Origin of the sequence: Streptomyces sp. NBC_01775, assembly GCF_035917675.1 — a bacterium.
Classification (GTDB): domain Bacteria; phylum Actinomycetota; class Actinomycetes; order Streptomycetales; family Streptomycetaceae; genus Streptomyces.
The window spans coordinates 4,787,541-4,814,535 of the sequence record NZ_CP109104.1; the positions used below are offsets into that span (position 1 = coordinate 4,787,541).

The following is a 26,995-nucleotide window of genomic DNA, read 5'->3' on the forward strand; positions in this document are numbered from 1 at the left end:
GCCTGCACGGTGGGGACGTCGGGAGCGGCGCCAGCCCCAGCCTCTGCTTCCGCCCCTACTGCCGCCGTGGCTGTGGCTGCGGCTGCGGTTGTGCCGGTGGCCGCGATTGTTGCCGTTGCCGTTGCCGCGACACCGCCGAGAAACGCGCGTCTTCGCATCGTGTGATCCCCCTCTGATTTGTGACGGGACGAGAGGTTCACGTTGGTGTGCGGATCGTTGCGGGGCAAGAGGCGTATGTGAGTGCTTCGGTACTCCTTTCCGACGGAATTTGTCACTTGGGTCAGCCGGGAGACGTCACCCGGAGCCGGGGCCCGTTCCGGAACCGGTGACGGGCCCGGAACGGGCCCCGAGCCCCGACCCCGGCTCCGTCCCCGCCGTCCCCGTCCCCGTCTCCGCCGTCATCGCCATACGGTCCATCGCGCGGGCCCGTATCTCCCGTTCGGCCGCCGCCGCGATGAAGTCGGGTGCCCTCTCCTCTCCCACCAGTCCCCGTACCGCCTCCACCATGCCCGTCGGCAGCCGCACCTGCTCGCCGGCCGGGGCCTCGCCTCGTGGCGGGGGGAGCGCCGCTGCCGAACGCAGGTGGTCCCGCAGATTTCGCGCCGCCAGCTTCTGCATCGCCCGCGCCAGCTCCGCCTCGACGGTCTGCTGTGCCAACGGCCGCAGCCTGCGCACCAGCTCCGCCGCCTCCGAGGCGTCGCCGTCCGTGGGGAGGGAGCCCAGGTAGCGGATGAAGACATGCTCGTTGGTGAAGTCCAGGAAGCGGGCGGCGATGTGCTCGACCTGTCCGCGCAGCTCCCGCAGGTGCTCCGTGATCGCCAGCAGCGGCACCCCCGCCTTGTGCAGCTCCGCCGCGACCGCCAGCTCCTGTGGACTGGGCACCAGGAACTCGTCGTCCCGGCCCGCCAGCGGCACCAGCACCCCCAGCGCCACGGCCTCGGAGACCGCCGTGTCGTCGTGCTCGCCGCCGAACAGCTCGTCCAGCTCCTCGCGCGAGACCCGGCCGGACTCCTCGTCCGTCCACGGCCCGTCCACCTCCGCGACCAGGCCCAGCACCCCGCCCAGCCCCCGGCCCTCGTCCCAGGCCTGGAGCAGCTCCTTGATGGAGGCCAGGGTGTAGCCGCGCTCCAGCAGGTCGGCGATCTGGCGCAGCCGGGCCAGATGCGAGTCGTCGTACACATTGGCCCGGCCCCGCCGCTCCGGCTTGGGGAGCAGACCTCTGTCCTGGTACGCGCGGATGGTGCGGACCGTCGCACCACTGTGGTGCGCCAGATCCTCGATGCGGTACTCCGGCACGGAGTCCGGGCTCTGGGACGGGGACATGGGTCCGCTCTCCTCGCTCACAGTGCCGCGCGGCGGCCTATCGCCCCTGCGGCGCCCCGCGCCTCGGGGGACGTGGCCAGATGGTCCACGGCCCGCCGCGGCGAGCCTTCCTGGGAGGGATGGTACGAGCGTTTGAAATAGCGAGGTATCGCCGAATCCAGCTCGCGCCACGTCGGCAACAGGCCCTTGGCCACCGCCACGTTGTGCTCCTTCAGCGAGCAGCGCAGCCGCCCGGCCGGCTTCGGATCGTGCCGTATCAGATACCGGGCGGCGCTCCACATCCACATCCACATCCACAGCCAGGCCGGCACCGCCGCCGGCGCCGTCACCGTCATGGCGCCCACCCGCCGGGCATGGCGGGGCGGCCCCTCCCCGGCCCGCAGGAGCAGGTGCAGGAGCGGGTGCAGCACATTGATCACGTGGGTGGCGATCGGCTCGTCCGGAATCCAGTGCGGCGGGGTCCGCTCCCAGCCGAAGGAAGCCCTGCGCGGGACGATGTCGTGGTGGAAGTCCTGGTCCTTGCTGAGGGGCTCAGCTTGCTCGGCTTTCTCGTCGCTCATACGACGGCTCCAGGGTCGGCGGGTGTCCGGGACGCTGCGGTGGGCGAGCCCCCGGGGTGCGGGCTCTGCGATGAGTGGCTCTCTGAGGAGGGGCAGCGGCGCTCAGACCGGTGGCCGCAGGCGGGCTATCGCACGCAGGGTGTGCGGGGTGAAGCGGGACATCAGGCGGGCCCCGCGTGCCTCGGGTGTCACCGGCACCACCGCCTGGTTGTGCACCACGGCTCGCAAGATCGCGTCGGCGACCTTCTCCGGGGGATAGTTCCGCATGCCGTACAGGCGGGAGGTGCGGCGCCGGCGCCGCTGCTGCTCCTTCTCGTCGGCACCCGTGAACCGCGCCGTCTCCGTGATGTTGGTGTTCACGAACCCGGGGCACACCGCGGAGACTCCGATGTCCTGCCCCGCCAGCTCGGCGCGCAGACACTCGCTGAGCATGAGCACGGCCGCCTTGGAGGTGCTGTAGGCCGGGAGGACTCTGGAGGGCTGGTAGGCCGCGGCCGACGCGGTGTTGACGATGTGACCGCCCTGCCCACGTTCGGCCATCTGCCTGCCGAAGAGCCGGCAGCCGTGGATGACGCCCCACAGGTTGACGTCCAGCGTGCGTTTCCAGTCCTCCGTGCTGGTCTCCAGGAAGGAGCCGGAGATGCCGATCCCCGCGTTGTTGACGAGCACATCAGGAGTGCCGTACTCGTCGGCGACCTTCTCCGCGAGCTTCTCCATCTGCTGCTCGTCGGAGACATCGACCGTCTCCGCCCAGGCGTGCGGAGCACCGATCAGCCGTGCCATGTCGGCGGTGCGTGCCGCCGAGTCCGCGTCCCGGTCGACGGCGATCACCCGGGCCCCGGCCTCCGCGAAGGAGAAGGCCGTCGCCCGGCCGATGCCGCTGCCCGCGCCGGTGACCAGCACCAGCTGGCCGGAGAACCTGTCGGAGTGCTTGCCCGCAGGAGCCGGCTCCCTGGCCGGGATGCCCGACTCCTGGCTCGTGACGAACTCCCCCACCCACGCGGAGAGCTGGTCGGGGCGGGTGCGCGGCACCCAGTGCTTGGCCGGCAGGGTGCGGCGGGTGAGCTGCGGTGCCCACAGCTCCAGCTCGTCGTAGAGCCGTTCGCTGAGGAAGATGTCGTCGGTCGGGGTGATGAGCTGCACCGGGGTGTGGGCGTAGCAGTCGGTGCGGGGGTGCGAGAGCCTCGCGCGGATGTTGTCGCGGTAGAGCCAGGCGCCGTGGGCGGCGTCCGTGGGCAGGGACGCGGTCGGATACCCGTTGGCCGGCACCTTCTCGGTCAGCTCCAGGACGCGCGGCCAGCGCTTGCCGAGCGGGCCCTTCCACGCCAGCTCGGGCAGCACAGGGGTGTGCAGCGCGTACACGTACCAGGACTTGGCGCTCTGGCCCAGCAACTGGGCCACCCTGCGCGGGGTCGGACGGGAGAACCGCTTCTTGATCCAGTGACCGAAGTGGTCCAGGGAGGGACCGGAGATGGAGGTGAAGGAAGCGATCCGGCCCTCGGTGCGGCTGACCGTGGCGAACTCCCAGCCCTGTACCGAGCCCCAGTCGTGCCCGACCAGATGTACCGGCTCTCCGGGGCTGACGGAAGCGGCGACCGCGAGGAAGTCGTCGGTGAGCTTCTCCAAAGTGAAGCCGCCCCGCAGCGGTTTGGGCGCCGTGGACCTGCCGCAGCCCCGCACGTCGTACAGCACCACATGGAAGCGGTCCTGGAGACGGCGCGCCACCTCGGACCAGACCTCCTTGCTGTCCGGGTAGCCGTGCACCAGCACCACCGTCGGCAGATCGGCATCCCCCAGCTCCGCGACGCACAGCTCCACCCCGCCGGTGCTCACCCAGCGCGTTCGCGCGCCCTCCAGCGGCTCCTGGCCTCGCGGCCCGCTCTCCGGCACGGCTTTCCTGTTCCGCCTCATACGGTGCTTGCCTCCTTCTGCCGAAGCCGCACATGCGGCAGATCGTCATCGAGCCAAAAGGCGCTCTCCTCGGGGTCCTGGGAGTCGGTGACGACCAGGATCTCCTCGAACTTCGCGCCGGTGCCACGGAAGCCCAGGTGCGGCTCGACGGCCCACAGCCCCGGCTGCGGAGGGTGGTCGGAGAAGCGGTGCGGGCTCCACAGCGGAGACCAGCCGTCCCTGTGGCCGTGCAGCGCGTCCTTGGCCAGCCCCTTGAGGGAGTTGGTGCCGAAGCCGAAGAGAGTGGGGGACCAGCGGCGGTCGCTCACGCGGTCGACCTTGTGGGCCATGACTCCGAAGGGGTACGCGCGGTGCCTGTTGGCATATCCCTGCCGGACCATCAGCCGCTCGACGTCCTCGTAGATCTCCCGCAGCGGACGGCGCTCGCGCACCTCGGCCAGTATCAGCTCGCGGTGGTCGCGCAGATCCGACATCAGCCGCTGGTGCACGGGGTTGGGGCCCAGACAGCCGGAATAACCGATGTCCGAGGTGTATCCGTGGTGGATGGGCGCCATGTCCAGGATGAAGGGCATGCCGGGCTCCAGCTTCCGGTTCGTCGGGAAGAACTGGAGCGGGATCCTGAAGCCGGTGAAGGCGGTGCGGTCCCCGAACCAGGCGAAGGGGAGATGGAACCAGTCCCGCACGCCGCGCTCACGCAGCCACTCGCGCTGCATGCGCGCGGCGTCCCGCTCCGTCACCCCCGGCACCAGCCGGGCGGCCACCGACTCCGCGCACGCGTAGCTCAGCTGCTGCACTTCTCTGAAGCCCTGCAAATCAGCCTTGACGCCCCGCAGGCCGGCCCTGGATCCCCGCAGGCCGGCGGAGGTATTACCGATCATTGCTGGGCGCATCGCAACCATCCGTCCCTGAGTCGTACCGGTGCGTGAGCAAGTTGACACTGATGAATGTGACATCGGGCCATGGCGCGGTCAAGGGCCCCCGTCCAGCCTGTGTATAACTTCCGACCCCCTACTCAAGGTCCTGCCCCTACGGGTGTCTCCGACCTGAGAGGTAGGCGGAAACCCCCGCCTTGTCTGACGCGGACGCGTCGAGCCGCCACTAGCGTCGAGGACGTGACTGTGATCGCGACCGAAAGCCTCAGCAAGCGGTACCCGAGGGTGACCGCACTCGACCGGCTGACCGTCGGCATAGAACCGGGCGTTACGGGCCTGGTGGGTGCCAACGGCGCCGGCAAATCCACCCTGATCAAGATCCTTCTCGGGCTGGCACCCGCGACCGAAGGCACGGCCAGCGTCCTCGGCATGGATGTGAGCACCCAGGGCGGCGCGATCCGGGAGCGCGTCGGATACATGCCGGAGCACGACTGCCTGCCGCCGGACGTGTCCGCCACCGAGTTCGTCGTCCACATGGCGCGCATGTCGGGGCTGCCGCCCACGGCGGCCCGCGAGCGCACCGCCGACACCCTGCGGCATGTGGGCCTCTACGAAGAGCGCTACCGCCCCATGGGCGGCTACTCGACGGGCATGAAGCAGCGCGTCAAGCTCGCGCAGGCCCTCGTGCACGACCCCCGGCTCGTTCTCCTGGACGAGCCCACCAACGGCCTCGACCCGGTCGGCCGGGACGAGATGCTCGGCCTGATCCGCCGCGTCCACCGGGACTTCGGCATCTCCGTGCTGGTCACCTCGCACCTCCTCGGCGAGCTCGAGCGCACCAGCGACCATGTCGTCGTCATCGACGGCGGCAAGCTCCTGCGCTCCTCCTCCACGGCCGACTTCACCCAGCACACGGCCGTACTGGCCGTCGAGGTCACCGACACCGACCGGCATCCGGACGGCACCAAGGCCCTGCGCGCCGCCCTCGGCGATGCGGGGCTCTCCCTGCGCGCCCCGGGCCCCGACAGCGCGGTCGCGCCCGGCGCCGGCCACCTGGTCACCGTCGACATCGACGACGAGTCGGTTTACGACACCGTCCGCGACACCGCGGCCGAACTCGGCCTGGGGCTGGTCCGCATGGAACAGCGCAGGCACCAGATCTCCGAGGTCTTCACCGAAGGGAGCGCCGGCGATGTCGCCTGAGCCCACCGCCACGGCGCCCGCCGCACAGCGCGGCCAGGACGTCATCCACAACATCGGGTACCGCGGCTACGAAGGACCCCGGCTGGGCCGCTCGTACGCCAGGCGTTCGCTGTTCACCCAGACGCTGCGCGGCGCCTACGGACTGGGACGGTCCGCCAAGTCCAAGGTCTTGCCCATGCTGCTGTTCGCGGTGGTGTGTCTGCCGGCGGTCATCGTCGTCGCGGTCGCCGCGTTCGCCAAGACCAAGCAACTGGAGGTCGGATACGCGGAGTACGTGCTGATGCTCCAGCCGGTCCTCGGCATCTACCTCGCAGCTGTCGCACCCCAGGCGATCTCCCTCGACCTGCGGTTCAAGACCGCCCCGCTGTACTTCTCGCGGCCCATCAAGAACAGCGACTATGTGACGGCGAAGTACGCGGCGATCTCGGGTGCCCTGTTCATCTTCACCGCGGCACCCGTGCTCATCATGTACATCGGCTCCCTCCTGGTGAAGCTGGACTTCTCCGACCAGACCAAGGGCGCGGCCCAAGGACTCGTCTTCTGTGTGCTGTTCGCACTGCTGCACGCCGGGATCGCCTCCTACATCGCGGCGCTCACCCCACGCAGGGGCTTCGGTATCGCCGCGATCATCGTCGCGATCACCGTCCCGTTCTTCCTGATCACCGCGCTCCAGGGAATCGCGAGCACCTCCGAGAACGACTCCGGCATCGCCTGGCTCGGCCTGGGATCGCCAGGGACGCTCATGGACGGCATCCAGAGCAAGTTCCTCGGCGGGGACTCAGGATTCCCGATGGGGGCGACTCTCAGCGCTGCACAGGGCGTCAGCTACCTCCTCGTCTTCGCGGCGCTGACGGCCGGCGCGTACGCCCTCCTGCTGCGCCGCTACCGGAAGGCCGGACTGTGAGGGCCCGGACCGCGCGGGCCCGGACGGTGATCCTCCGGACCGCGACTCCCGCTCCGCGTCCCACCACGACTCCTCGAAGGAACGGGCTGCGCCCATGAGCACACTCCGCATCGACCGCACCTCCCGCTGGTTCGGGAACGTCGTCGCGGTCAACGACATCACCATGAACATCGGCCCCGGCGTCACCGGCCTCCTCGGCCCCAACGGCGCGGGCAAATCCACGCTCATCCACATGATGGGCGGCTTCCTGGCCCCCTCCAACGGCAGCGTCACCCTGGACAACACCCCGATCTGGCGCAACGAGCAGTCCTACCGGCACATCGGCCTCGTGCCCGAGCGCGAGGGCATGTACGACTTCCTCACGGCCCGCGAGTTCGTCCTCGCCAACGCCGAACTGCACCAGCTCCCCGACCCCCGCGCCGCCGCGGCGGAGGCGCTGGCGACGGTCGAGATGGAGTACGCCCAAGACCGCCGCATCTCCACCTACTCCAAGGGCATGCGCCAGCGCGTGAAGATGGCTTCCGCCCTGGTGCACCAGCCGTCCGTGCTCCTGCTGGACGAGCCGTTCAACGGCATGGACCCCCGCCAGCGCATGCAACTGATGGAGCTGCTGCGCAAGATGGGTGACGAGGGGCGCACGGTGCTCTTCTCCTCGCACATCCTGGAGGAGGTCGAGCAGCTCGCCTCCCACATCGAGGTGATCGTCGCCGGACGGCACGCGGCCAGCGGAGACTTCCGCAAGATCCGCCGTCTGATGACCGACCGGCCGCACCGCTACCTGGTGCGCTCCAGCGACGACCGGCAGCTCGCCGCGGCCCTCATCGCCGACGGCTCCACCGCGGGCATCGAGCTGGACCAGGCCGAGCAGGCGCTGCGCATCCAGGCCATCGACTTCACCCGCTTCACCGAACTGCTCCCGCGCGTCGCGCGCGAGCACGGCATCCGGCTCTACACCGTCTCGCCCTCCGACGAGTCCCTGGAGAGCGTTTTCTCGTACCTCGTCGCGGCCTGAGCGACGGAAGGGAGCCAAGAGATGTACAACCCCACAGTCGCGCGGCTGACGTATCGCGCGCTCCTTGGCCGCCGGCGCGCGCTCCTCCTGTGCGCGCTTCCGGCCCTGCTGATCGTCGTCGCCGCCGTCGTACGCGCCATGAACGGCGCCGATGACGCGGTGGCCGGCCAACTGCTGGGCGGCTTCGCGCTGGCGACGATGGTGCCGCTGATCGGCGTGATCGCCGGAACCGGCGCGATCGGGCCCGAGATCGACGACGGATCCGTGGTCTACCTGCTGTCCAAGCCCGTCAAGCGCACGTCCATCATCGTCACCAAGCTCATCGTGGCGACCGGAGTAACGGCCGTTTTCTCCGCGGTGCCCGTGCTCGTCGCCGGGTTCATCCTGAACGGCAACAGCCAGCAGATCGCGGTCGCCTACGCGCTCGCCGCCGTCGTCGCCTCGATCGCCTACAGCGCGCTGTTCCTGATGCTGGGCACCCTCAGCAGGCACGCGGTCGTCATCGGCCTGGCGTACGCGCTGATCTGGGAGGCCCTTTTCGGCAGCCTCGTATCCGGCGCCAAGACCCTCAGCGTCCAGCAGTGGGCGCTCGCGCTGGCCGAGAAGGTGGCGGGCAGCGGCGCCGATGTGACCTCGGACGTGGCGCTTCCCGCCGCCGTCACCCTGATCGTCATCGTCACCGTCGGCGGCACCCTGTTCGCGGGCCAGAAGCTGCGCACGCTGACCCTGGCGGGGGAGGAGTAGGCCCGACGGGCGCGCCTCCCGCCGGCGGGCGAGGCAGCAGGAGGGACGGAAAGGCGCGGGGGCGGTTCATCGCCCGCCGCGCTTTTCCGCGTTCATCCGGTGCCGATCGGACTCTCGCCTTCATCCGGTGCTCGGGCCGCGACCGGTGCTCAGGCCGCGATCAGTGCTCGGGCCGTGTCCGGTGCTCGGGCCGTGGCCGGTGCTCAGGCCGCGACGTCCCCGATCTTGCGGTCCTTGCCGGCGCCGAGGCCGAGCAGCACCAGCCCGGCGCACACGCACAGCAGCAGGGCGATCGGGACGGTCCATCCTCCGGTCGCCTGGTGCACGGCGCCCAGCACCACGGGCCCCGCGGCGGCCAGCAGATAGCCCCACGTCTGTGCCATACCGGACAGCCGAGCCGCCGTGTGCGCGTCCCCGGAGCGCAGCACCATCAGCGTCAGCGCGATACCGAGCGCCCCGCCCTGGCCCAGCCCGAGCAGCGTCGCCCACACCCAGGCCCCACCCACCGGCGCGACCAGCAGACCGGTGAGGCCCACGGCCATGAACACCGCGACCGCCGCACACAACAGCCGCTGGCCGCGCATCCGCCCGGCGAGGGTCGGCACGAGGAACGAGCCGCCCATCTGCACCAGCGTGCTGAACGCGAAGACCAGACCGGCCGTCGCCCTGCTCATCCCGTGGTCGGTGAGGAGCGTCGGAAGCCAGGCGATGGTCACGTACGCGATCAGCGACTGCGAACCCATGAACAGCGTGATCTGCCAGGCGATCGGGGAGCGCGTCAGCTTCGGCCCGGCCTGCCCCTGCCCCTGCCCTTGCCCCTGGTCGGTCCGGGGCGCCGATACGGCTGCCGCCTGACCGTGGCGGGTGCCCTCGCGGGAGAGCACCACCTGCGGCAGCCAGGCGCAGGCCGCGACAGCGGCCAGCAGCGCCCAGGAGACGAGCGAACCGCGCCATCCGCCCAAAGCGTGCTCCAACGGCACGGCAGCGGCGGCGGAGACGGTCGCGCCCAGGATCATCGCCGTCGAGTACAGCGCCGTCATCCCGGCGGCCTTGTCCGGGAAGTCCCGCTTGATCAGGCCCGGCATCAGCACGTTGAGCAGCGCGATGCCCGAACCGACCACCGCACAGCCCGCGAAGAGCGTCACCATGGGCGGCGCGATCCGCAGCGCGATGCCGCCGGCGAGCAGGACGAGCGCCCCGAGCAGCACCGTTTCGGTCCCCCACCGGCGTGCCAGCTTGGGCGCCAGGGGTGAGATCACGCCCATGAAGATGAGCGGAATGGTGGTGACCAGGCTGCTGATCGTCGAGGTCATCCCGAAGTGGTCGCTGATCTCACCGAGTACGGGCGATACTCCGGCGAGCGCGGCGCGCATGTTCAAAGAGGCGAGCACGATGCCCACCAACAGCAGCACCGGATGCGTACGCAGTCGGCCGCGCGCCGCCGCGACGGGAGGCGACGGAGCGAGATCCTCCTCGGCGTCGAACAGCTCGGCCTCTATGAGCTCTTCCGTACTGAGCCCTTCCTTCGGGGACGGCGACATCGCGGGTGGTGCCTCTTTCAACGTACGAGTGGTCAGGTGGATGGTTCGGAAGGCAGAAGGGGTGTGAGGGGGGAGAAGGGGAGAGGGAGCGGCGCCCCTGACGGGCAGTACGCCCCGGCACTCACTCGGTGCCGAGCAGCGCTTCGACGGCCTGTTTCGGTTTGGCGAGCAGCTCCCTTGCCGCCCGCTCGGCGACCTCCGGGTCGCCGGTCTCGATGGCGTCCACCAGATCGTGGTGGTCGGATTCGTGCATGCGCGGCATCTGCCGGTCGCGCAGCGACGCCACCAGCGCGTCTCGTACCGAGCTGCTGAACCACCCGTAGGTGGCGCTCAGGGCCGCGTTGTGCGCCGCGTCCACGACGGCGACGTGGAACTCGATGTCGTGTTCCGCGTACAGCTCGTACTGCCCGTCGGCGGGCTGGCCCTCGCGGTTCTTGAAGGCCGCCTGGGCGGCGAGGGCCGCGCGCATGCGGGCGATGTCCGCCGGCCGGTGCCGCAGGGCCGCCAGCCGCGCTCCCTCGGCCTCCAGCGCGATGCGCAGCTCCAGGACGTCCCGTACGTCGGCGCGCTGCACCCCGCGCATGATGTCGCCGGGGTCGGCCGTCGCGACGACGAAGGTGCCCTCGCCCTGGCGCGAGCGCAGCATCCCGGCGTGCACGAGCACCCGGACCGCCTCGCGGACGGTGTTGCGCCCGACCTGGAGCTGCTCGGCCAGCGCGTGCTCGGTGGGAATGCGCTCCCCGACCGGCCACTCGCCCGCGGTGAGCTGCGCCCGCAGTTCACCGACCACGGTGTCCACGAGCGACTGCCGCCCAGCGGCCTGCAACGCCATGCCCAACTCCTTCGTGTACGCGTGCTCCGATTCGCCCGGTTGCCCAGTCATCCTACAACTCCACCGGATGAAGCGAGTCTGTGACCAGGGAGATCCGCCTCACAGCTTTCCCGACCGGACGGAGCGAGCCATCGAGAAGCGAAGCACCGAAGAAGCGCTTCATCCGAGGAGCGCGTCACGCGAAGGAGTACTTCGCCCGAAGGAGTACTTCGCCCGGAGGAGCGGCTCGGCAGACCGACGGCAGCGCCCGCGCGAGCCCCTTGGTGTTGCAGGACGTCGAGGTGCCGTTCCTGGGTGGCGTGTACGGCCCCCGGGCGAGCCCGGCGCCACAGACGGCGTGGTCCGCGCGCGTTCGGTGTCCTGGAGCGCGTCGAGGAGCCGCGTCGTGAGGCGGTCAGCGCGGGACGCGCCTCCCGGACGAGATCGGGGCGCACGCCGGGGCGCTGACCGGAACCGTGGTTCGGGCTCTCTCCCAGGAGCTCTTTCCTGGGCGCGCCCTCCGGCGCGCGTAGAGGCCGCGCTGGACCAGCTTGTTCGCCTCGATCTGGTCCCGGGGCACGGCGGAGGCGTACCGGGGGTCCAATGCCGCAGGCCGCCGAGCGCCGGGCCATCTCGCCCAGGACCTGGCGCTCCCGTACGGGGTCGTCGACGGGCCTGGCCGTGCCGAACGTCGCGGCTGCCACAAGCCCCGCCAGCTCCGGCCGCTCGGCCGACAGCCCGCTCGGCCGACAGCCTCGCGACCCGGACGGGCCCGGCATCCGGTGGTGCAGACGAAGCCCTGTCTCCCCACCGGAGCCTCAGTATCGGCCGGTCGGCGCTCCCCAGGGCGGACGTCCCTTCGTACGACTGGAAGCGGAGCAGAGGCCTCCGGCGAGCAGGCGCGAGAAACCCTGCACCCTCCGGCGCGCACCCGCGCACCCGCACCCTCCGGCCGACCGAAGCGGCCGACCGAAGGGTGCGCGAGGCGCGAGGCGCGAGATCAGCTACGGCGAGGACGGGTGACCGGCTTGGCGCCGGTCGCCCGCATCACGCCGCGCAGGTCCCCGCGCATCTCCCGCATCTCCTCGCCCATGTCGGCGAGACGCTGGCTCATCGAGCACACCACCTTCTCGGTGTGCTCGGTCCTGCGTTCGGTCTCCACCAGGCGACTGTCCATTCGCTCGAGCCTCTCGGAGATACGCCCGATCACCGGGCCCAACTCCTGGAGCACGGCGCCCAGCTCGGCCCCGGCCGACTCAAGCCCACTGACGCGCCGGTCGAGAGAGCCGTAGCCGACAGCCAGCGTGCGGACGGTGTCCCTCAGTTCCTCACCCGGGCATCGCGTGGCTCCGCTCCGGGTGTGGGGGTGGGTGGTTCCCTCGACGTCGAGGAGGTAGACGCGGACCCTCCGCGCGATGTCGCTGTCCCGCAGCAGCATCGCCACATTGAGGACGGCGCGGCGGTTGAACAGGGTGAGGCTGCGCCGGAGCTGTGGATAACCCGGTTCTGGGACATTTGAGACTGACAACTTGTCAGTCTCAAATTCTTGCAGGTCAGCGCCTCGAAGAGTGCTGAGACCGTTGCTCTCCAGCTCCTCCCGGTGCCGACTGACCAACTTTTCCACAGTGTTGAGCGCCACCTCGAAGTAGTTAGCCACATCCCGGGTGGTGGCCTGTGTACTACCTGTGGAAAACGCCAACGCCTTCACTTTGTCGAGGACTTCGACCCGGTGCGCCATGCCGGAGCGCGCGCTGCGCGACTCCAGCAGGACGGAATCGGAATACATGCGAGAACCCTCCTGGGTCCGGACGGACATGACTGGGAAACCCCGATCACCTGGGGGCCGTCAGGTGTCCGTATCCAGGAGCCAGGAGCGGAGATCAGCTCATGTCTTCCACATACCCCACGACCGGCAAGGGGCCTTTCTCGGGCCAAGCCTCAACCGGTGACCGCTACTTCACGCTCGCTCGTCGCATCTTCTCCAGTCGCCTCCGCGCGACAAGTACAACGATGCGACGGTCGTACAGTTACGCGATCACGCTGACGTTCCCCATCGGCGCGATCGCGTTCTGCCGCGTACCGGTGTACGCCCCGGGCCTGTTCTGCCGGAGCCACACCCCTGCCGGAGCCACACCCCTGCCGGAGCCACACCCCTGCCCGCCTCCGGGCTTCCGGCGCCTCAATCTCGCTCAGGAGCCCAGTGGTTGAACTGGAGGATGCCCTTCGGGTCGTGTGCGGCCTTCAGGCGCTTCAGCCGGACCGTCGTCTCCTCTCCGAACACGGGTCGTACGGTCTCCTCGTCCTGGGGCCCGTAGAGGAAGTTGAGGCTGCGGCCCGCCATCCGGTCGTGCGCCGGGGACAGCACCCTCTCGTGCAACGCGCGCACCGCCTCCTCGCCCGGTCCTTCCAACGGGGAGAGCACGCCCAGCAGATAGGCCGCCTCCTTGTTGCTCACAGCGTTCGGCACCTCCGGAGTACGGGAGAACGCGCCGCCCAGGTGACGCATGCCCAGCACGCACATCGCCTCGGCGTCCGGTCCCGCCTCCCGCAGCACGGTGCGCAGCACGTCACCCTCCAGCGCGTCGGAGAGCAGCAGGTTGGTGCTGCGGTAGGAGCGCGGAGTATCCGGTTCGCTGAAGACCGTGGCCGACTCCGCGTACGGCATCTCCCGCAGCTCGTCCACCAGCAGGGAGCCGATCGAACGCAGCGGCCCGACCAGTTTTTCGCCTTCCTCCGGTGAGCCGTTGAAGGCGATGTGCACCTGTGCGAGGTAGCGGCCACGCAGCGGCTCGGGCACCCCGGGGAAGTCGGGCATCGGCAGCAGCGTCACCGCCGAGGTCAGCTCCTCGGGTACCGACGCGGTCCACGCCTGCCACGTCCGCAGCACCTCCTCGGCGACCTGGCCGCCGTCGAAGACGAGCCTGCCGCCGAAGATCCGCTCCACGGGTACGAGCCCGATCTCCATGCCCGTCACCACCCCGAAGCCGCCGCCTCCCCCGCGCAGACCCCAGAACAGCTCCGGGTCGCTCTTAGCGGTCACCTGGAGCGCCCACGCGTCACCCGTGACGAGGTCGATCCGCCGCACGTGGTCGGCCGCGTACCCGAACTGCCGTCCCAGCAGCCCGACTCCGCCGCCGAGTGTGTACGAGACCACGCCGACACCGGGCGCCGAGCCGTTGACCGGGGCGAGGCCGTGGCGGGCCGCCTCGGCGACCAGGTCGGCCGCGCGAACCCCTGCCTCGATCCACGCCGTGCGCTCCTCCGCGTCGATCCGGATGCCCGTCATATGGCGCGTGCTGATCAGCACGCCCTTCCTCGCGGCCCGGCTCAGACCGTGCCCGGTCGCCTGTACGGCCAGCGGCAGCCCGTGCCGGTGCGCGTAGTCGACCGCTGCCTGAACGTCCTCGGCGTTCCGTGCCGCGACGAGCACCTCGGGGCGGTGCCAGGCCCCCAGCTGGAAACCGCCGCGCTCCTCGTCGTATCCCTCGTCATCCGGTACGAGCACGCTGCCGCGCACCGCGTCCTTGAGCGCACTCAGACCCTCCCGCGCGCTCCCCCGGACGCCCCCGCCGTCCCATTCCGGATCGCGGCCCAGCCAGGCCGCCAGCCGTGCGTACACATCGGCGTCCTCCGGTACCTCGCGAACCTCCCCGAACGGTGCGTGCTCGCGTCCCTCGGCGGGCAGCGCCTGATGTGCCGCCGCCAGCGCGAACTCACCCAGTTCAGGGTCCAGCGGGTCCTCCCAGCCGATGGCCTCGGCAAGGTCCCAGCTGTGGGCCACCGTTTCCATCACCGAGCCCGCCAGAACGATCCGGCCCGGCATTCGTCCCCAGGGCACGGTCACCAGCGCGTCCAGCTTCTCGTCGTCCGCCCACGCGGCCGTCATCCGGGCGCGCGCCTCGTCATACGTCCGGGACCAGCGGTCGGCCGGAAGGTCCGCCGTCCACACGGGCACGTCCTCGCCCTCCGAGGTGCCCCCCTCGGCCGCGTTCGCGACACGTGTGGCCCCGCTGCTGACGTGGCCGAGCAGCGAGCGCACGTCGTACTCCGCGCAGGGCGTCGGCGCGTCCAGGTCGCCGGGCCGGGTGGCGGCGATCAGCGTGGCCAGTTGTCCGGCCGCACGCTCGTACACCGGCCGGGGGTCGGGGATCACAGGTGTGGCGCTCACGTTCGCTCCTCCGTCTGTCCGGCCCTGCCGTCCGGGACCGGCTTCCGGGAAGAGTCTCCCGCCAAAACTTGACAACTATCGTCAACTAATTTCCGGCACTCTGGAGTACGTGAAATCCGATCGGCTGCTGTCCATCCTGCTCATACTCCAGACGCGCGAGCGGATACCCGCCGCCGAGCTGGCGGCGGAGCTGGAGGTCTCGGCCCGCACCATCTACCGCGACATCGAGGCGCTCTCGGTATCCGGAGTGCCGGTTTACGCCGAGCGGGGGCGGCACGGCGGCATCGCGTTGCTGCCCGGATACCGCACGGATATGACCGGGCTGACGACAGACGAGGCGCGTGCCTTGTTCGTGCTGGCGGCGCAGGGCGCCCACGCGGCGCTCGGCCTGGACAGCGCGCTCGGCTCGGCGCTGCGCAAGGTGATGGCCGCGCTGCCGGCGCCGCACCGGCCCGCCGCGGAGCTGACCAGCCGCCGGATTCTGATCGACCCGGGCCGCTGGCTGACCGGTCCGCGGTCCGAGGTCGACCTTGATGTGCTGCATACCGCTGTCTTCGCCGACCAGCGGCTGCGGATCCGTTACCGCCACGGCGGCAGCCCCGAGCAGCACACCTACACCGTTGACCCCTACGGCCTCGTCAGCAAGGCAGGTGTCTGGTATCTCGTGGCCGACCGGCAGCGCAGGCCCGCGCTCTTCCGCGCGGACCGCATCGGTGCCGCGCAGCTGGTCGAGGCTCCCGTACGCCGTCGCCCAGGGGTGGAGCTGGCCGATGCCTGGGAGGCGCTGCGCCGTCGTGTCGAGGAGCGGCCCAGGGCGGCCGAGGTGACGGTGCGGGTGCACCGCACGAGGTTCGACATGTTCGCCCGCATCGTCGGCCCCATGTTCGCCGACGCACCGGATACCGACGTGGAAGGCGACTGGATCACCGTGCGCGTCGCCTACTCCGTGCTCCCCGCCATCAGTCAGCTGCTCCAGTTCGGCACGTCCGTGGAGGTCCTTGAGCCGCCCGAGGCCCGCCAGGAGATGGCCCGCAGGGCGGCAGGGGTCACCGCGCTGTACGAGACGGGGGAGACCCCCGAGGTCGCCCCGCTCTACGACGGCTGGGACTGAGCCCCGCCCAGCGGGCCCCTCCCCAGCTCCGACCGCGCCCGCAGGGCCGTGCGGATGAAGTGCGTGAAAGCGCCGCGGCCCGTGTCAGCAGCGCGGCCCTCATCAGCACGGCGAACCCGGCGCGGTCGGGCGAGCTGTTCACAGTGGCGACGGGAGTGGCCCGCACGGCCCACCGCACGGCCCACCGGGCCAAGGCAGCGGGACCGGGCTTGCTAGCTCTCTCCGAGGAGGCGCTCCAGGACGAGCGCGATGCCTTCCTCGTCGTTCGAGGACGTCACCTCGTCGGCGACCGACAGCAGTTCCTCGTGGGCGTTCTCCATGGCGACGCCGTGGCCGGCCCAGGCGAACATCGGGATGTCGTTGGGCATGTCGCCGAAGGCGAGCGTCTCGGCGGAGTGCACCTTCAGGCGGCGGGCTGCCAGGGCGAGGCCCTTGGCCTTGCTGAGACCGAGGGGCAGCATCTCCACGATGTCCTCGCCGGACATCGTGACGGCCACCAGGTCTCCGGCGGCCTCCCGTGCGGCCTTCGCCAGCGCGTCGTCGTCGAGCTCCGGATGCTGGAGATAAAGCTTGTTGAGCGGATGGGCCCACAGCGCGGCGCGGTCCTCGAACGGGACGGAGGGCAGCGGCCCTTCCCGCACGCGGTATCCGGGACCGACGACGACCTCGCCGTCCACCCCGTCCCGGGAGGCGGCCAGCGCGAGGGGGCCGACCTCCTTCTCGATCTTGGCGAGGGCCAGTTCGGCCACTCTCCGGTCGAGCGTGACGGAGGTCAGCAGCCGGCCGGAGCCCGCGTCGTAGACCTGAGAGCCCTGGCCGCACACCGCCAGGCCCCGGTACCCGAGGTCCTCAAGGACGTGCTTGGTCCAGGGGACGGCCCGGCCCGTGACCACGACGTGGACGGCACCGCGCGCGCACGCGGCGCTCAGCGCGGCGCGGGTGCGCTCCGAGACGGTGTCGTCGGAGCGCAGCAGCGTGCCGTCGAGATCGGTGGCGATCAGTCGGTAGGGGAAGGCCGGGCCGCTGTCCTGGTTCACTTGGCGGCCGGCTCCAGCGCCTCGCGTCCGCCCAGATAGGGCCGCAGCACCGGCGGCAGCCACACCGAGCCGTCCTCGCGCTGGTGGTTCTCCAGCAGGGCGACGATGGTGCGGGGCACCGCGCACAGCGTCCCGTTGAGCGTCGCCAGCGGCTTCACGTGCTTGCCGTCGCGCATCCGGATGGAGAGCCTGCGGGACTGGAACTGGGTGCAGTCCGAAGTGGAGGTCAGCTCGCGGTACTTGCCCTGGGTGGGGATCCACGCCTCGCAGTCGAACTTGCGCGCGGCCGAGGCCCCCAGGTCACCGGTGGCCACATCGATTACCTGGAAGGGCAGTTCGAGTCCGGTCAGCCACTCCTTCTCCCACTCCAGCAGCCTCCGGTGCTCGGCCTCCGAGTCCTCCGGCGCGACGTAGGAGAACATCTCGACCTTGTCGAACTGGTGGACGCGGAAGATGCCGCGGGTGTCCTTGCCGTACGTACCGGCCTCGCGCCGGAAGCACGGCGAGAAGGCGGCGTAGCGCAGCGGCAGCCGGTCGGCCTCGATGATCTCGTCCATGTGGTATCCCGCCAGCGGCACCTCGGAGGTGCCGACGAGATACAGGTCGTCCTTGTCGAGGCGGTAGACGTCCTGCGCGGCCTGGCCGAGGAAGCCGGTGCCCTCCATGGCCTGCGACTTGACCAGCGCGGGAGTCAGCATCGGCGTGAAGCCCGCCTCGTTCGCCTGCGCGATGGCCGCGTTGACGAGAGCCAGCTCCAGCAGTGCGCCGATTCCGGTGAGGTAGTAGAAGCGCGAGCCCGACACCTTGGCGGCGCGCTCGACGTCGATGGCGCCGAGCTTCTGGCCCAGCTCCAGGTGGTCCTTGGGCTCGAAGCCCTCGGCTCCGAAGTCACGGGGGACGCCGATCGTCTCCAGGACGGTGAAGTCCTCCTCGCCGCCCACCGGGACGTCCGGATGTACGAGATTGCCGAGCTGACGCAGCAGCCGCTGGGTCTCCTCGGCGGCGTCGTCCTGCTCGGCGTCGGCGGCCTTCACAGCGGTGGACAGCTCGCCCGTGCGGCGTAGCAGCTCCGCCTTCTCCTCGCCCTGCGCCTTGGGGATGAGCTTGCCGAGCTGCTTCTGCTCGGAGCGGAGTTCGTCGAAGCGGACGCTGGAGGACCTGCGCCGCTCGTCGGCGGAGAGCACCGCGTCGACGAGGCCGATGTCCTCTCCACGGGCACGCTGCGAGGCGCGCGCACGGTCGGGGTCCTCACGGAGCAGGCGAAGGTCAATCACTCGCCCAGGGTACCGGTGGGCACCCGGGCCTCTCGAATCCATATGGCTTTGCGCATGTTTTGTCCGTATTGAGGTATTTGCCGGGCCATCCGGAAGAGGGGTTCGGGGGAATTCGCCGTATACGGGAAGCGCCGAGGCGGCAGCCTGACTCGGGCTCCCATGGGGGCAGTTGGGGACGGGTTTCCCTCTGACTTATCCACAGCGGTGCGGGTCGTCCGCAGGCTTTTCCACAGGCTTGGATGCACTGCTGTGGAAATTGGAGCGGTGAGTTCCGGTGACTGTTCGGCTGGCGCAGAATTCCCGCGTCAAACCCGAAATACACACTCAAACGAGCGGGATTAGCTCACTCCAACGAGTTGATCAAGGGAATTGCGGTGACGAGGCGGGACCTGAGCGCTGTGGACGGAGATGCGGTCTGCATGCTGCTTTGTCGACAGAGTCCGGTTTGTCTGTCGACTTGTGCACAGGTCGGCACCCAGCCCTGTGGATAACTTTGCCGAGCCTGTGCACACACCGCTCTTCCATGCTCACCCCGCGCCGACCGGCGCTCACCCGCCGTCGACAGGCGCTCACCCCGCGCCGATCCGCGCTCACTCGGGACGCTCTCCGTTCACTCCCGACCGTCGAGGCAGTGGCTCAGCCAGTCGGCAGCAGCCACGAAATCCTCGTCCGCGGTGCCCGAACGCAGCGTGGGCGGCTGCTCGTCGGCGCGCGGATACGAGCCGAGGAAGCGCACCTCGCGGCAGGAGCGCTTCAGCCCCATCAGGACGTCCCCCACCCGCCGGTCCTGCACATGGCCCTCGCAGTCGATCGAGAAGCAGTAGCGGCCGATGCCCTCGCCGGTCGGCCGCGACTCGATCCGCATCATGTTGACCCCGCGCGAGGCGTACTCGTGCAGCACCTCCAGCAGCGCGCCCGGATGGTCCCTGCGCAGCCAGAAGACCACCGAGGTCTTGTCGGCGCCCGTCGGGGCCGAGGGCCGGGCCGGCTGGCCCAGCAGCACGAAGCGCGTCATCGCGTTCTCCGCGTCGTGGATGTCGGTGACCAGTGGCTCCAGGCCGTAGGTCGCCGCGGCGAACTCCCCCGCGAACGCCGCGTCGTAGCGGCCCTCCTGCACCAGCCGGGCGCCGTCCGCGTTGGAGGCCGCCGACTCCCACAGCGCCTCCGGCAGGTGCTCGGCGAGCCACTTGCGCACCTGCGGCTGCGCCACCGGATGCCCGGTCACCGTCTTGACCGACTCCAGGCTCGTGCCCGGCCGCGCCAGCAGCGCGAACGCGATCGGCAGCAGCACCTCGCGGTAGATCATCAGCCGACGGCCGCTCGCCAGCTCGTCCAGGGTCGCCGTGACCCCGCCCTCCACCGAGTTCTCGATCGGCACGAAAGCCGCCTGCGCCTCGCCGTTGCGTACGGGGTCCAAGGCGGCCGGGACCGAGACCATCGGCGTGAGCTGGCGGGTGGCGGCCTCGGGCAGGGTGTGCAGCGCGGCTTCGGTGAAGGTCCCCTCGGGACCGAGGTACGTATAGCGGCTCGCAGGTGACATGCGGCCACGTTAGTCGCGGCCACGGCGCCCCCGTGCGCCGATCTCAGCCTTCGAGCAGCCGCTGACCCACGTACTCGCCCTCACGCGGCCCGCCAGGAACGGCGAACAGCGCGCTGGCCTCATGCCTCAGGAAGCGCGAGAGCGCGTCCCCCCGGTCGAGCTTCCGCTGCACCGGGACGAAGCCGCGCAGCGGATCCGCCTGCCAGGCGAGGAAGAGCAGTCCGGCATCCGGTGCGCCGTCGTCCCGGAAGCCGTCGTGGAAGGAGAAGGGACGGCGCAGCATGGCCGCCCCGCTGTTGGAGTCCGGGGAGGTGACGCGGATGTGCGCGTCGGCGGCGATGAGCGGCGAGCCGTCCTTGCCGCGTTTGTCCAGGTCGGGCTCCGTGTGCTCGGCGCCTCCTGAGAGGGGAGCGCCGTCGGACTTGCGGCGGCCTATGGCCTTCTCCTGGTCGTGGACAGAGTGCTTGTCCCACTCGTCGAGCAGCATCCGGATACGCCGCATCACCACGTAGGAGCCTCCGGCCATCCAGGAGGGCTGACCGGATGCGGGGACGAAGACGCGCTCGGCGAAGTTCTTCTCATCCGGCTCGGGGTTGTTCGTGCCGTCGATCTGCCCCATGAGATTGCGGGTCGTCCTGGGGCGGTCGGTGGCGCCGGGGGAGCGGTTGAAGCCCGTCATCTGCCAGCGTGGCCGCGCTGTGCCCGCCGCCTCACGCTGGAGGGCACGCAGCGCGTGGAACGCGACCAGGGCGTCGTCGGAGCCGATCTGGACCCACAGGTCGCCGTCCGAGCGCTTCTTGTCCAGGGCGTCGGCCGAGAAGTCCGGCAGCGGCGCGAGCTGCGTGGGCAGCCGCTCCTTGAGAGCCGTCCGCGTGAAGAAGGTCCGCCCGAAGCCGAAGGTCACCGTCAGCCGGGAGGGGCCCGCGTCCAGGGCGATGCCCGTGTCGTGCTCCCCGCCCACGGGGGGCTTCCCCCGCATCATCCGGTGGGCCGTTTCCGACCAGCGCCGCAGCAGGGCCGCTGCCTGTTTTCTCCCGGCATCCGGTACGAGGTCGAAAGCGACGAGGTGACCGTGGGCCTGCGCGGGGGTGAGGATGCCCGCCTGGTGGGTGCCGTGGAAGGGCACGGTGGTCGAGCCGAGGCTCGTCAGAGGCGTGGGAGGAGAGTCCTGCACCGCGGAGTGCGCGTAGGCGCCCCCGGCGCCGCCGAGCGCCAGCCCAGTGGCGCCGGCGGCCGAGGCCGTCCCCAGCAGGCGGCGCCGCGAGAACCGTCCTGCCCCGGCGGCAGCACCGTCCGAGGCTCCGGCCTCGCCCGCCCTGGCTTCTCCCGCCCCTGCCGCGTCGCCCCCGGGGCCCGTACCGGCCCCGTCTCCGGTCCCGGTCCCGTTCCCGGTCCCGGACCTGCTTCGCCCGGGGCCGCTGCCCCGCTTGTCGTTGCGCTGTGTGCTCATTGTTCCGGTCGTTCCGTTCGGTCCGGCTCGCTCAGCCGATGGTCGCGGTCGTGGTCTCGGTGACCATGTCGATGTCCGAGGTGCGCACCGTCACCGCGATCTTCCATTTTCCGGCCATGGGAAGCTGCACCCCCTTCGCCCTCCAGTGCCCCTTCTCCCCACGGACCGGCTCCGGCGTGAGGGGGAGCGGCCCGATGTCCTTGGCGGGCAGGGTGAGGGCGACCTTTACCTCGGGAGCCGCCAGGGGCTCGCCGCTGGGGCGGGTGGTGCGCAGTTCAAGGGTGTTGTCGCCACTGGTGCCCGGGTCGATCTCCAACTCGGCGGTGCCCTTGCCGCGCGCGCCCCCGGTGTCGAACGGCACCTTCACATCGACCGGGCCGCCGGGCTGCCGCGCCGTCGCACTGCCCGCCGCGCGCGCCTGCTCCTCCGTACGCCCCGGCTCGGTGCTGGTGAGGACCGTGGTGACGGCCAGCAGGATGACGGCGATGGCGGCCTCTGTCAGCACCGAGCGGCGCAGCCCGCTGCGCCGCGGGTCGGCGTCGCGCTCCTGCCGCCGCCTGGCGGCGTTGGAGGCCGCCCGCTGCCGGGCGAGCTGCGCGGCACGTACCGGGTCGGCGGGAGCACGCTTTCCGGCACCAGCGCCGCCATTTTCGCCTTCATCCGGTGCGCCACCGTTCCGGGAGGCGCCGACGGCGACCCGTTCCGCGCTGCGCCTGCCCGGGACAGCCGTCCGTGATGCGGCCGGAGCCGCCCGCTCGGCAGCCGCCCGTTCCGCGCGCTCCTCCTCGGGGCTCTCCGCCAGCCGTGCCGTCCACCGGCGCGATATCCACCCGACGCCCACCAGCAGCGCGACCAGCGCCACCTTCACGAGCAGCAGCTGGCCGTAGGAGGTACCGGTCAGCGCGCTCCACGAGCCGACCTGCCGCCAGGACTGGTAGAGGCCCGTCGCCGCCAGCACGGTGACGCTCGTGAAGGCGAGCCGCGAGAAGCGCGCCACGGTCTCCCGTCCGGGCGCCGGACCCCAGCGCAGAAGTGCGAACAGCGCGGCGAGACCGCCCAGCCACAGTGCGACCGCCAGCAGGTGGAGCACGTCGACGGGCATGGCGAGCGCGGACTGGATGCCGGTCGAGGCGTGTTCGGCCATGGCCCAGGTCGCGGCCAGTCCGGCGGCGACGACGGTGCCGCCGATGGACAGCCCGTACAGCAGGTCCCGCTGCGTCCGTGCCGCCTCCTTCTCCGCAGCCGCCTCATCAGCGTCGGAGGCGTCGGAGGCATCGGAGGCGTCGCTCAAGTCACCGGAGCTGCCGGAGACTCCGGAGCTGCCGGAAACGCCGGAATCGCCGGCGACACTCGCCCCCTCCGCCGTATCCGCCCTCTCCGCCCTATAGGCCGCATCCGCCCCGTCCTCCCCCTCGGGCCGCTTCGCGTACGCCCCGAACAGCACAGAGACGAACAGCGCGGCGGCGGCGAGCAGCAGCAGCCGGGAGACCAGCGCGGCGCCCGGTTTGGTGGACACCACGTCCTTGAGCCCGCCGAGGTCGAGCACATCGGCCAGCTCTCCCGAACCGGTGTACGGGCCGCGCAGCAGCAGCATCACCAGCGTGGCCGCCGTCAGCGTGACCCATCCGGTGATCGTCAGCCGCTGAACGGCGCGGGCCGAGGCGGCACGGGAGGAGCACAGCAGGACGAAGGCGGCGCCGCCCACCAGCAGGATGAAGCCCGCGTAGGCGGCGTAGCGCGCGGTGCCGTAGAGCGCGCCCACGGACCCGCCGCCCGCGTCAGCGTCCTGCCCCGGCACGGTCGCCGACGTCTTGGACGCTTTGCCGATGGAGAAGGTGAAGGCGCCGGAGACGGGGTGGCTGTCGGCGGAGACGGCCTGCCAGGCGACGGTGTAGGTGCCCTTGACCAGGCCGGGCCTGAGCGCCACCGCACGCTGTACGGCGCCGCCCTTGCCGGTGTCGCGGACCTTGCCGGTGTCGACCCGCTTGCCGCGCGGGTCCAGGACGCGGATGGCCCCGTCCGACATGGCCACGCCCTCGGAGAAGTCGAGCGTGACCTGCCGGGGCGGCGCGCCGCGCACCACCGCGCTCTCCGCCGGACTGCTGCCGGTGAGTACCGCGTGCGCCGACGCGGGCGTGGCTGTCGCCACCACGCCCAGCAGCGCCACGGCGCCCAGCAGCGCGGCCAGCAGGGCGCGGGGTATGACGGAAAGGGCTGTACGCGCACGACAGCCTCGTCCTTGTGCGGTGGTGTACGGCACGCCTGCGAACCTCACTTCTCGGGTGTGTAGTTCGTCGCTTCGACGGGAGCCTTGACCGTGACGGGGCCCGACTTCTCGAAGTGCAGGATGAAGGTGACCTCGTCGCCCTTGACCGGCTTGCGCTTGAGATCCATGAGCATCAGGTGGTTGCCGCCCCTGCCCAGTTCGAGGGCGCCGTCGGCGGGCACCTTCAGCGACTTGACCTGGCGCATCCGCTGTTTGACGGTCTCGTGGATCTCCACCTCCCCGGCGATGTCGCTGGAGACGGAGGTGAGCTTGTCCGGCTTGGCTCCCCCGTTGCGGACCGTCAGGAAGCCGCCGGCCATCTTGTCCGTGGGCGGCTGCGGCACATAGGCGCCGCTGACCTTCAGCTCGGGGCGGCCGTCCCCCTTCTTCGCGTCCGGACCGCCGGCGCCGGAGTCGTCAGTGGACGAGCAGGCGCCCAGGGCGAGCGTCAGCGCGGCTCCCACGGCGACGGCGGCGGCACCGGAGAAGCCGCGGCGGTACGGACGGCGGGGGTGGCGCGGGCTCACGGGTTCTCTCCCTTGATGATCTTGGGGAGGTCCTTCTCCAGGATCTCCGGCGTGGTGTTCCCCTCCGTGTAGAGGACGTGGGCCTTGTCGTCCTTGGGGGAGAAGGCCAGCATCTGGGCGCCGTGGGTGGAGACGACGTCGCCGTTCTTCTTCTTGTACGAGGGCTCAAGGCTGACGCCCACGCTGCGCGCGCCCGCCCGGATGGTGGCGAAGTCCCCGGTCAGCCCGATGAAGGAGGGGTCCTGGCCGCGCAGCCACTTGCCCAGTTCCTTGGGGGTGTCCCGCTTGGGGTCGGAGGTGACGAAGACGACGCGCAGGTCCTTCTGCTCGTCCTTGGGGAGCTTGGACTTGGCCACCGCGATGTTGCTCATCGTCAACGGACAGATGTCCGGGCAGTTGGTGTAGCCGAAGTAGAGGAGCGTCGGGTGGCCCTTCGTCTCCTCGATCATGTCGTAGGACTTGCCGTGGGTGTCGGTCAGCGTCAGGTCGGGCTTTTCGAAGGGCTGGTCGAGGACCGCGCCGCCCTTCTTCTGCTTCTCGACCGTCGCGGGCTTGTCGGCGGCGCTCTTGCCGCCGGACCCGTCCGAGCCGCCGCAGGCGGTGAGGCTGAGGGCGGCTGCCACGGCGAACGCGGCGGCTGTCGTGGCTGTTCTCGTTGTGCGCATAGTGCGTTTCCAAAGTGCTGCGGGCGGTGCGGCCCGGCGCGCACGCCGGAGCACGTCCGCGCCCCGTACGGGCACACGGGAGTGCGCGCCGTACGGGGGCGCCGTGCCGGGCCGCGGTGCGGGGCCGCACCGCCACGGAGGGCAGGGGCTGGGCTGGGTCAGGCGTTGCGGCGGCGCCCGGCCAGGACGCCGAAGGCGACGCCCGCGATCCCGACGACGATGCCGGCCCCGCCGAGCACGCGCGCGGTGGTGTCGGAGCTGTCACCGGAACCGGAGTCGGAATCCGAGGAGGCCGCGGCCTTCTCCGTCGACTTTCCGTCGTCCGACGAGGCGTCGCCGGCGCCGGATTCACCCTTTTCGGCGGCGGTGAGCTTCAGAACCGGAGCGGGGTGCTCGGGCTCGGCCGCACCCTCCTTCGGCTCCTCGATCCACCGTACGACCTCCTTGTCGTCGTAGGTCTGGAGGGCCTTGAAGACGAGCTGGTCGGCGTCCTCGGGCAGTTGGCCCATGGAGACGGGGAACTGCTGGAACCGGCCGGGCTCGACCTTGCCGCCGGTCCAGGTGACCTTGGAGACGGCCTCGGTGATCTTCTCGCCGTGCATCTCGATCGGCTTGTCGAGCTTCTTCTTTTCGACCTTCACGTCCCAGCCGGGCACCGGCTGCGGCATGACGGAGGCCAGCGGGTGGTCGGTGGGGAAGGTGACCTCCAGCTTCACGGTGGAGGCCTTGTCCTGCTCGTTGGGGACCTTGAAGTTGACGACGCTGTAGCCGCCCTTCGCGGCCTCCTCCGGGTCGACGCTCACGTGCGCCGAGGCGGGTCCGGCGACCAGCAGGACGGCACCGGCGGCGAGCGCGGAGACGGTCGCGGCGCGGCGGTAGGTGATCTTCATCGGTGTGCGCTCCTGAGTGACACAGGACGCCCTGGATGGCCCAGGACGTAGTGGCATGACATGACATGGCGTGGCATCGCGGACATCGCGTGCGTGAGGAGCCGGATGCCGGGAGAAAACGCGGCGTGCGTACGCGCGTGCGCAGGACGGCCCCGCACCCGCCGCTGTCATGGCTGTGCCGCCCGCTTCAGGAGCGGGCGTTCAGGAACTGACGTGGGACAGGCGCTTCAGGCCGCGAGGGCGAACGCGTCGTTCCGCGTCGCCGGCGGGCCGCGCCGGTGCACCGAGTGCTGGAGGGCGACGGACCGGGGCGCCAGCTCCTCGCGCGGGGTCCGGAAGCCGACGCGTACGGGAGCCCACGGCAGCAGCCCCGCGTGCAGCGCCCGGACGAAGGCGAAGGCCAGCCGCAGCGCGCGTGCGGCCACCACCTCGTCCGTCACCGCCGCCACGTCCGCCGAGAGCCGCAACAGCCGCCAGAGGGCCGCCTCGCCCCGACGCAGCAGCCATCCGAGCAGCAGCGCCGCGAACAGGTGGGCGAGCAGCATCCGGACGTCGAGCGTGCCGAGCGCGGCCCGCGCGGCGTCGCGCAGGCAGTCGAACGGGGTCTCGGGAAAGGGCAGGGAGGAGGCGGCGGCATCGTGCGCCGCGTGCCCGGACCCACCGTGGGCCGCGCTTCCGTGTACCGCGCTCCCGTGTACCGTGTGGCCGCCCGAAGCGGCTTGGGCGGCATCGGGGGAGAGCCCGGCGCGTGCGACGACGCGATGGGCCTGCGCCTCGGACATGCCCATCGCGCTGTCGTTGCACAGCAGTTTCCCGGCGAGCGCCTTGACCCCGCCGCCGGAGCCGCCCGCCCCGCCCGCGCCGCCCGAGCCCGCCGTCATACCGCCGGCGGATGCCGAGTGCGGTCCGGCGGAGAAGAGGAGGTGGAGGCCGATCTGGCCCAGAGCCAGGAGCCCGGCGATGCCCGGCAGCGAACGCTCGCGCCGCCCCAGCACCAGAGCCACTGCGAACACACAGGCGAAGCCCAGCGCCAGCGAGAAGAAGGGAACCCCGACTCCCGCGGCGAAGATGTGCCCGGCCGCGGACACGGTGACGCAGACCGCGGCGAACACCGCAGCCCGCAGCAGTCTCAGGTCCGCACCGGCAGTCATGGCCGCGCCATCATCTCACCGGTTGTACGACCGGT

General features: G+C 70.8%; 22 protein-coding genes. 5 read left to right on the forward strand and 17 right to left on the reverse strand.

Going from position 1 to position 26,995, the window contains the following annotated elements:
• Window positions 1-294 precede the first annotated feature (294 nt).
• From OHB04_RS21335 to OHB04_RS21350, 4 genes are all read right to left on the reverse strand, one after another.
• A complete protein-coding gene (locus OHB04_RS21335) occupies window positions 295-1,323 on the reverse strand; it encodes a MerR family transcriptional regulator (RefSeq protein WP_326689309.1) in 1,029 nt (342 codons plus the stop codon).
• A 17-nt stretch (window positions 1,324-1,340) separates the two neighbouring features.
• Window positions 1,341-1,883: a hypothetical protein gene (locus OHB04_RS21340; RefSeq protein WP_326808046.1), complete on the reverse strand. Its 543-nt coding sequence runs from the start codon at window positions 1,881-1,883 to the stop codon at window positions 1,341-1,343.
• A 102-nt stretch (window positions 1,884-1,985) separates the two neighbouring features.
• Entirely contained in the window at window positions 1,986-3,794 is a 1,809-nt protein-coding gene (locus OHB04_RS21345) for an SDR family oxidoreductase (RefSeq protein WP_326808047.1), read from the reverse strand.
• The gene (locus OHB04_RS21350; RefSeq protein ID WP_326809484.1) at window positions 3,791-4,672 is read right to left on the reverse strand and encodes a M24 family metallopeptidase; all 882 of its coding nucleotides are present in this window, start codon (window positions 4,670-4,672) and stop codon (window positions 3,791-3,793) included. Before OHB04_RS21350 ends, OHB04_RS21345 begins: the two co-directional genes overlap by 4 nt.
• Before the next feature lie 234 nt (window positions 4,673-4,906).
• Here OHB04_RS21350 and OHB04_RS21355 point away from each other — a divergent pair, with 234 nt between their 5' ends.
• The 4 genes from OHB04_RS21355 (at window position 4,907) to OHB04_RS21370 (ending at window position 8,529) form a co-directional block, all read left to right on the forward strand.
• Complete coding sequence (locus OHB04_RS21355) at window positions 4,907-5,869, forward strand: ABC transporter ATP-binding protein (protein WP_326689312.1); 963 nt, start codon at window positions 4,907-4,909, stop codon at window positions 5,867-5,869.
• Window positions 5,859-6,773: an ABC transporter permease gene (locus OHB04_RS21360; RefSeq protein WP_326689313.1), complete on the forward strand. Its 915-nt coding sequence runs from the start codon at window positions 5,859-5,861 to the stop codon at window positions 6,771-6,773. The genes OHB04_RS21355 and OHB04_RS21360 overlap by 11 nt, the downstream gene beginning before the upstream one ends.
• A 94-nt stretch (window positions 6,774-6,867) precedes the next feature.
• Window positions 6,868-7,785, forward strand: coding sequence for an ABC transporter ATP-binding protein (locus tag OHB04_RS21365; RefSeq protein WP_326808048.1), 918 nt, complete (start codon window positions 6,868-6,870; stop codon window positions 7,783-7,785).
• A 21-nt stretch (window positions 7,786-7,806) separates the two neighbouring features.
• Window positions 7,807-8,529, forward strand: a complete 723-nt coding sequence (locus OHB04_RS21370; protein ID WP_326689315.1) for an ABC transporter permease subunit — start codon at window positions 7,807-7,809, stop codon at window positions 8,527-8,529.
• A 203-nt stretch (window positions 8,530-8,732) separates the two neighbouring features.
• Here the strand turns inward: OHB04_RS21370 and OHB04_RS21375 are convergent, their stop codons facing one another.
• From OHB04_RS21375 to OHB04_RS21390, 4 genes are all read right to left on the reverse strand, one after another.
• Window positions 8,733-10,070 carry a CynX/NimT family MFS transporter gene (locus tag OHB04_RS21375; protein WP_326808049.1) on the reverse strand — a complete coding sequence of 446 codons (1,338 nt, stop codon included), beginning with the start codon at window positions 10,068-10,070 and terminating at the stop codon, window positions 8,733-8,735.
• A 121-nt stretch (window positions 10,071-10,191) separates the two neighbouring features.
• A complete protein-coding gene (locus OHB04_RS21380) occupies window positions 10,192-10,902 on the reverse strand; it encodes a FadR/GntR family transcriptional regulator (RefSeq protein WP_326809485.1) in 711 nt (236 codons plus the stop codon).
• A gap of 979 nt (window positions 10,903-11,881) precedes the next feature.
• Window positions 11,882-12,667 carry a hypothetical protein gene (locus tag OHB04_RS21385; protein ID WP_326689317.1) on the reverse strand — a complete coding sequence of 262 codons (786 nt, stop codon included), beginning with the start codon at window positions 12,665-12,667 and terminating at the stop codon, window positions 11,882-11,884.
• Window positions 12,668-13,060: 393 nt separating this feature from the next.
• Window positions 13,061-15,049, reverse strand: coding sequence for a TIGR03086 family metal-binding protein (locus OHB04_RS21390; protein WP_326808050.1), 1,989 nt, complete (start codon window positions 15,047-15,049; stop codon window positions 13,061-13,063).
• A 109-nt stretch (window positions 15,050-15,158) separates the two neighbouring features.
• On the opposite strand from OHB04_RS21390, the gene OHB04_RS21395 reads away from it, so the two are divergent.
• Window positions 15,159-16,160 (forward strand): helix-turn-helix transcriptional regulator, encoded by a 1,002-nt coding sequence (locus OHB04_RS21395; protein ID WP_326808051.1) that lies wholly within the window; start codon window positions 15,159-15,161, stop codon window positions 16,158-16,160.
• 212 nt (window positions 16,161-16,372) lie between these two features.
• Here OHB04_RS21395 and OHB04_RS21400 read toward each other — a convergent pair whose 3' ends face one another.
• The 9 genes from OHB04_RS21400 to OHB04_RS21440 form a co-directional block, all read right to left on the reverse strand.
• Window positions 16,373-17,197, reverse strand: coding sequence for an HAD family hydrolase (locus OHB04_RS21400; protein WP_326689320.1), 825 nt, complete (start codon window positions 17,195-17,197; stop codon window positions 16,373-16,375).
• Entirely contained in the window at window positions 17,194-18,471 is a 1,278-nt protein-coding gene (gene serS / locus OHB04_RS21405) for a serine--tRNA ligase (RefSeq protein ID WP_326689321.1), read from the reverse strand. The genes OHB04_RS21400 and serS overlap by 4 nt, the downstream gene beginning before the upstream one ends.
• A 610-nt stretch (window positions 18,472-19,081) precedes the next feature.
• Window positions 19,082-20,011: a prephenate dehydratase gene (pheA, locus tag OHB04_RS21410; protein WP_326689322.1), complete on the reverse strand. Its 930-nt coding sequence runs from the start codon at window positions 20,009-20,011 to the stop codon at window positions 19,082-19,084.
• 43 nt (window positions 20,012-20,054) lie between these two features.
• A complete protein-coding gene (gene efeB / locus OHB04_RS21415; RefSeq protein WP_326689323.1) occupies window positions 20,055-21,461 on the reverse strand; it encodes an iron uptake transporter deferrochelatase/peroxidase subunit in 1,407 nt (468 codons plus the stop codon).
• A gap of 31 nt (window positions 21,462-21,492) precedes the next feature.
• On the reverse strand, window positions 21,493-23,736 hold the full coding sequence (locus OHB04_RS21420; RefSeq protein ID WP_442814908.1) for a copper resistance protein CopC: 2,244 nt from the start codon (window positions 23,734-23,736) through the stop codon (window positions 21,493-21,495).
• Window positions 23,733-24,254, reverse strand: a complete 522-nt coding sequence (locus OHB04_RS21425) for a copper chaperone PCu(A)C (protein WP_326689325.1) — start codon at window positions 24,252-24,254, stop codon at window positions 23,733-23,735. Before OHB04_RS21425 ends, OHB04_RS21420 begins: the two co-directional genes overlap by 4 nt.
• On the reverse strand, window positions 24,251-24,919 hold the full coding sequence (locus tag OHB04_RS21430) for an SCO family protein (RefSeq protein ID WP_326689326.1): 669 nt from the start codon (window positions 24,917-24,919) through the stop codon (window positions 24,251-24,253). Before OHB04_RS21430 ends, OHB04_RS21425 begins: the two co-directional genes overlap by 4 nt.
• A gap of 158 nt (window positions 24,920-25,077) precedes the next feature.
• The gene (locus OHB04_RS21435; protein WP_326689327.1) at window positions 25,078-25,809 is read right to left on the reverse strand and encodes a YcnI family copper-binding membrane protein; all 732 of its coding nucleotides are present in this window, start codon (window positions 25,807-25,809) and stop codon (window positions 25,078-25,080) included.
• Window positions 25,810-26,036: 227 nt separating this feature from the next.
• Entirely contained in the window at window positions 26,037-26,960 is a 924-nt protein-coding gene (locus tag OHB04_RS21440) for a hypothetical protein (RefSeq protein WP_326808052.1), read from the reverse strand.
• Between the last annotated feature and the right edge of the window lie 35 nt (window positions 26,961-26,995).

What these genes read in the sequence shown, in the direction of transcription:
- OHB04_RS21335 (WP_326689309.1), bottom strand. Translation starts at nt 1,323, where the DNA reads ATGTCCCCGTCCCAGAGCCCGGACTCCGTGCCGGAGTACCGCATCGAG.
- OHB04_RS21340 (WP_326808046.1), bottom strand. Translation starts at nt 1,883, where the DNA reads ATGAGCGACGAGAAAGCCGAGCAAGCTGAGCCCCTCAGCAAGGACCAG.
- OHB04_RS21345 (WP_326808047.1), bottom strand. Translation starts at nt 3,794, where the DNA reads ATGAGGCGGAACAGGAAAGCCGTGCCGGAGAGCGGGCCGCGAGGCCAG.
- OHB04_RS21350 (WP_326809484.1), bottom strand. Translation starts at nt 4,672, where the DNA reads ATGATCGGTAATACCTCCGCCGGCCTGCGGGGATCCAGGGCCGGCCTG.
- OHB04_RS21360 (WP_326689313.1), top strand. Translation starts at nt 5,859, where the DNA reads ATGTCGCCTGAGCCCACCGCCACGGCGCCCGCCGCACAGCGCGGCCAG.
- OHB04_RS21365 (WP_326808048.1), top strand. Translation starts at nt 6,868, where the DNA reads ATGAGCACACTCCGCATCGACCGCACCTCCCGCTGGTTCGGGAACGTC.
- OHB04_RS21370 (WP_326689315.1), top strand. Translation starts at nt 7,807, where the DNA reads ATGTACAACCCCACAGTCGCGCGGCTGACGTATCGCGCGCTCCTTGGC.
- OHB04_RS21375 (WP_326808049.1), bottom strand. Translation starts at nt 10,070, where the DNA reads ATGTCGCCGTCCCCGAAGGAAGGGCTCAGTACGGAAGAGCTCATAGAG.
- OHB04_RS21380 (WP_326809485.1), bottom strand. Translation starts at nt 10,902, where the DNA reads ATGGCGTTGCAGGCCGCTGGGCGGCAGTCGCTCGTGGACACCGTGGTC.
- OHB04_RS21385 (WP_326689317.1), bottom strand. Translation starts at nt 12,667, where the DNA reads ATGTATTCCGATTCCGTCCTGCTGGAGTCGCGCAGCGCGCGCTCCGGC.
- pheA (WP_326689322.1), bottom strand. Translation starts at nt 20,011, where the DNA reads ATGTCACCTGCGAGCCGCTATACGTACCTCGGTCCCGAGGGGACCTTC.
- efeB (WP_326689323.1), bottom strand. Translation starts at nt 21,461, where the DNA reads ATGAGCACACAGCGCAACGACAAGCGGGGCAGCGGCCCCGGGCGAAGC.
- OHB04_RS21430 (WP_326689326.1), bottom strand. Translation starts at nt 24,919, where the DNA reads ATGCGCACAACGAGAACAGCCACGACAGCCGCCGCGTTCGCCGTGGCA.
- OHB04_RS21435 (WP_326689327.1), bottom strand. Translation starts at nt 25,809, where the DNA reads ATGAAGATCACCTACCGCCGCGCCGCGACCGTCTCCGCGCTCGCCGCC.
- OHB04_RS21440 (WP_326808052.1), bottom strand. Translation starts at nt 26,960, where the DNA reads ATGACTGCCGGTGCGGACCTGAGACTGCTGCGGGCTGCGGTGTTCGCC.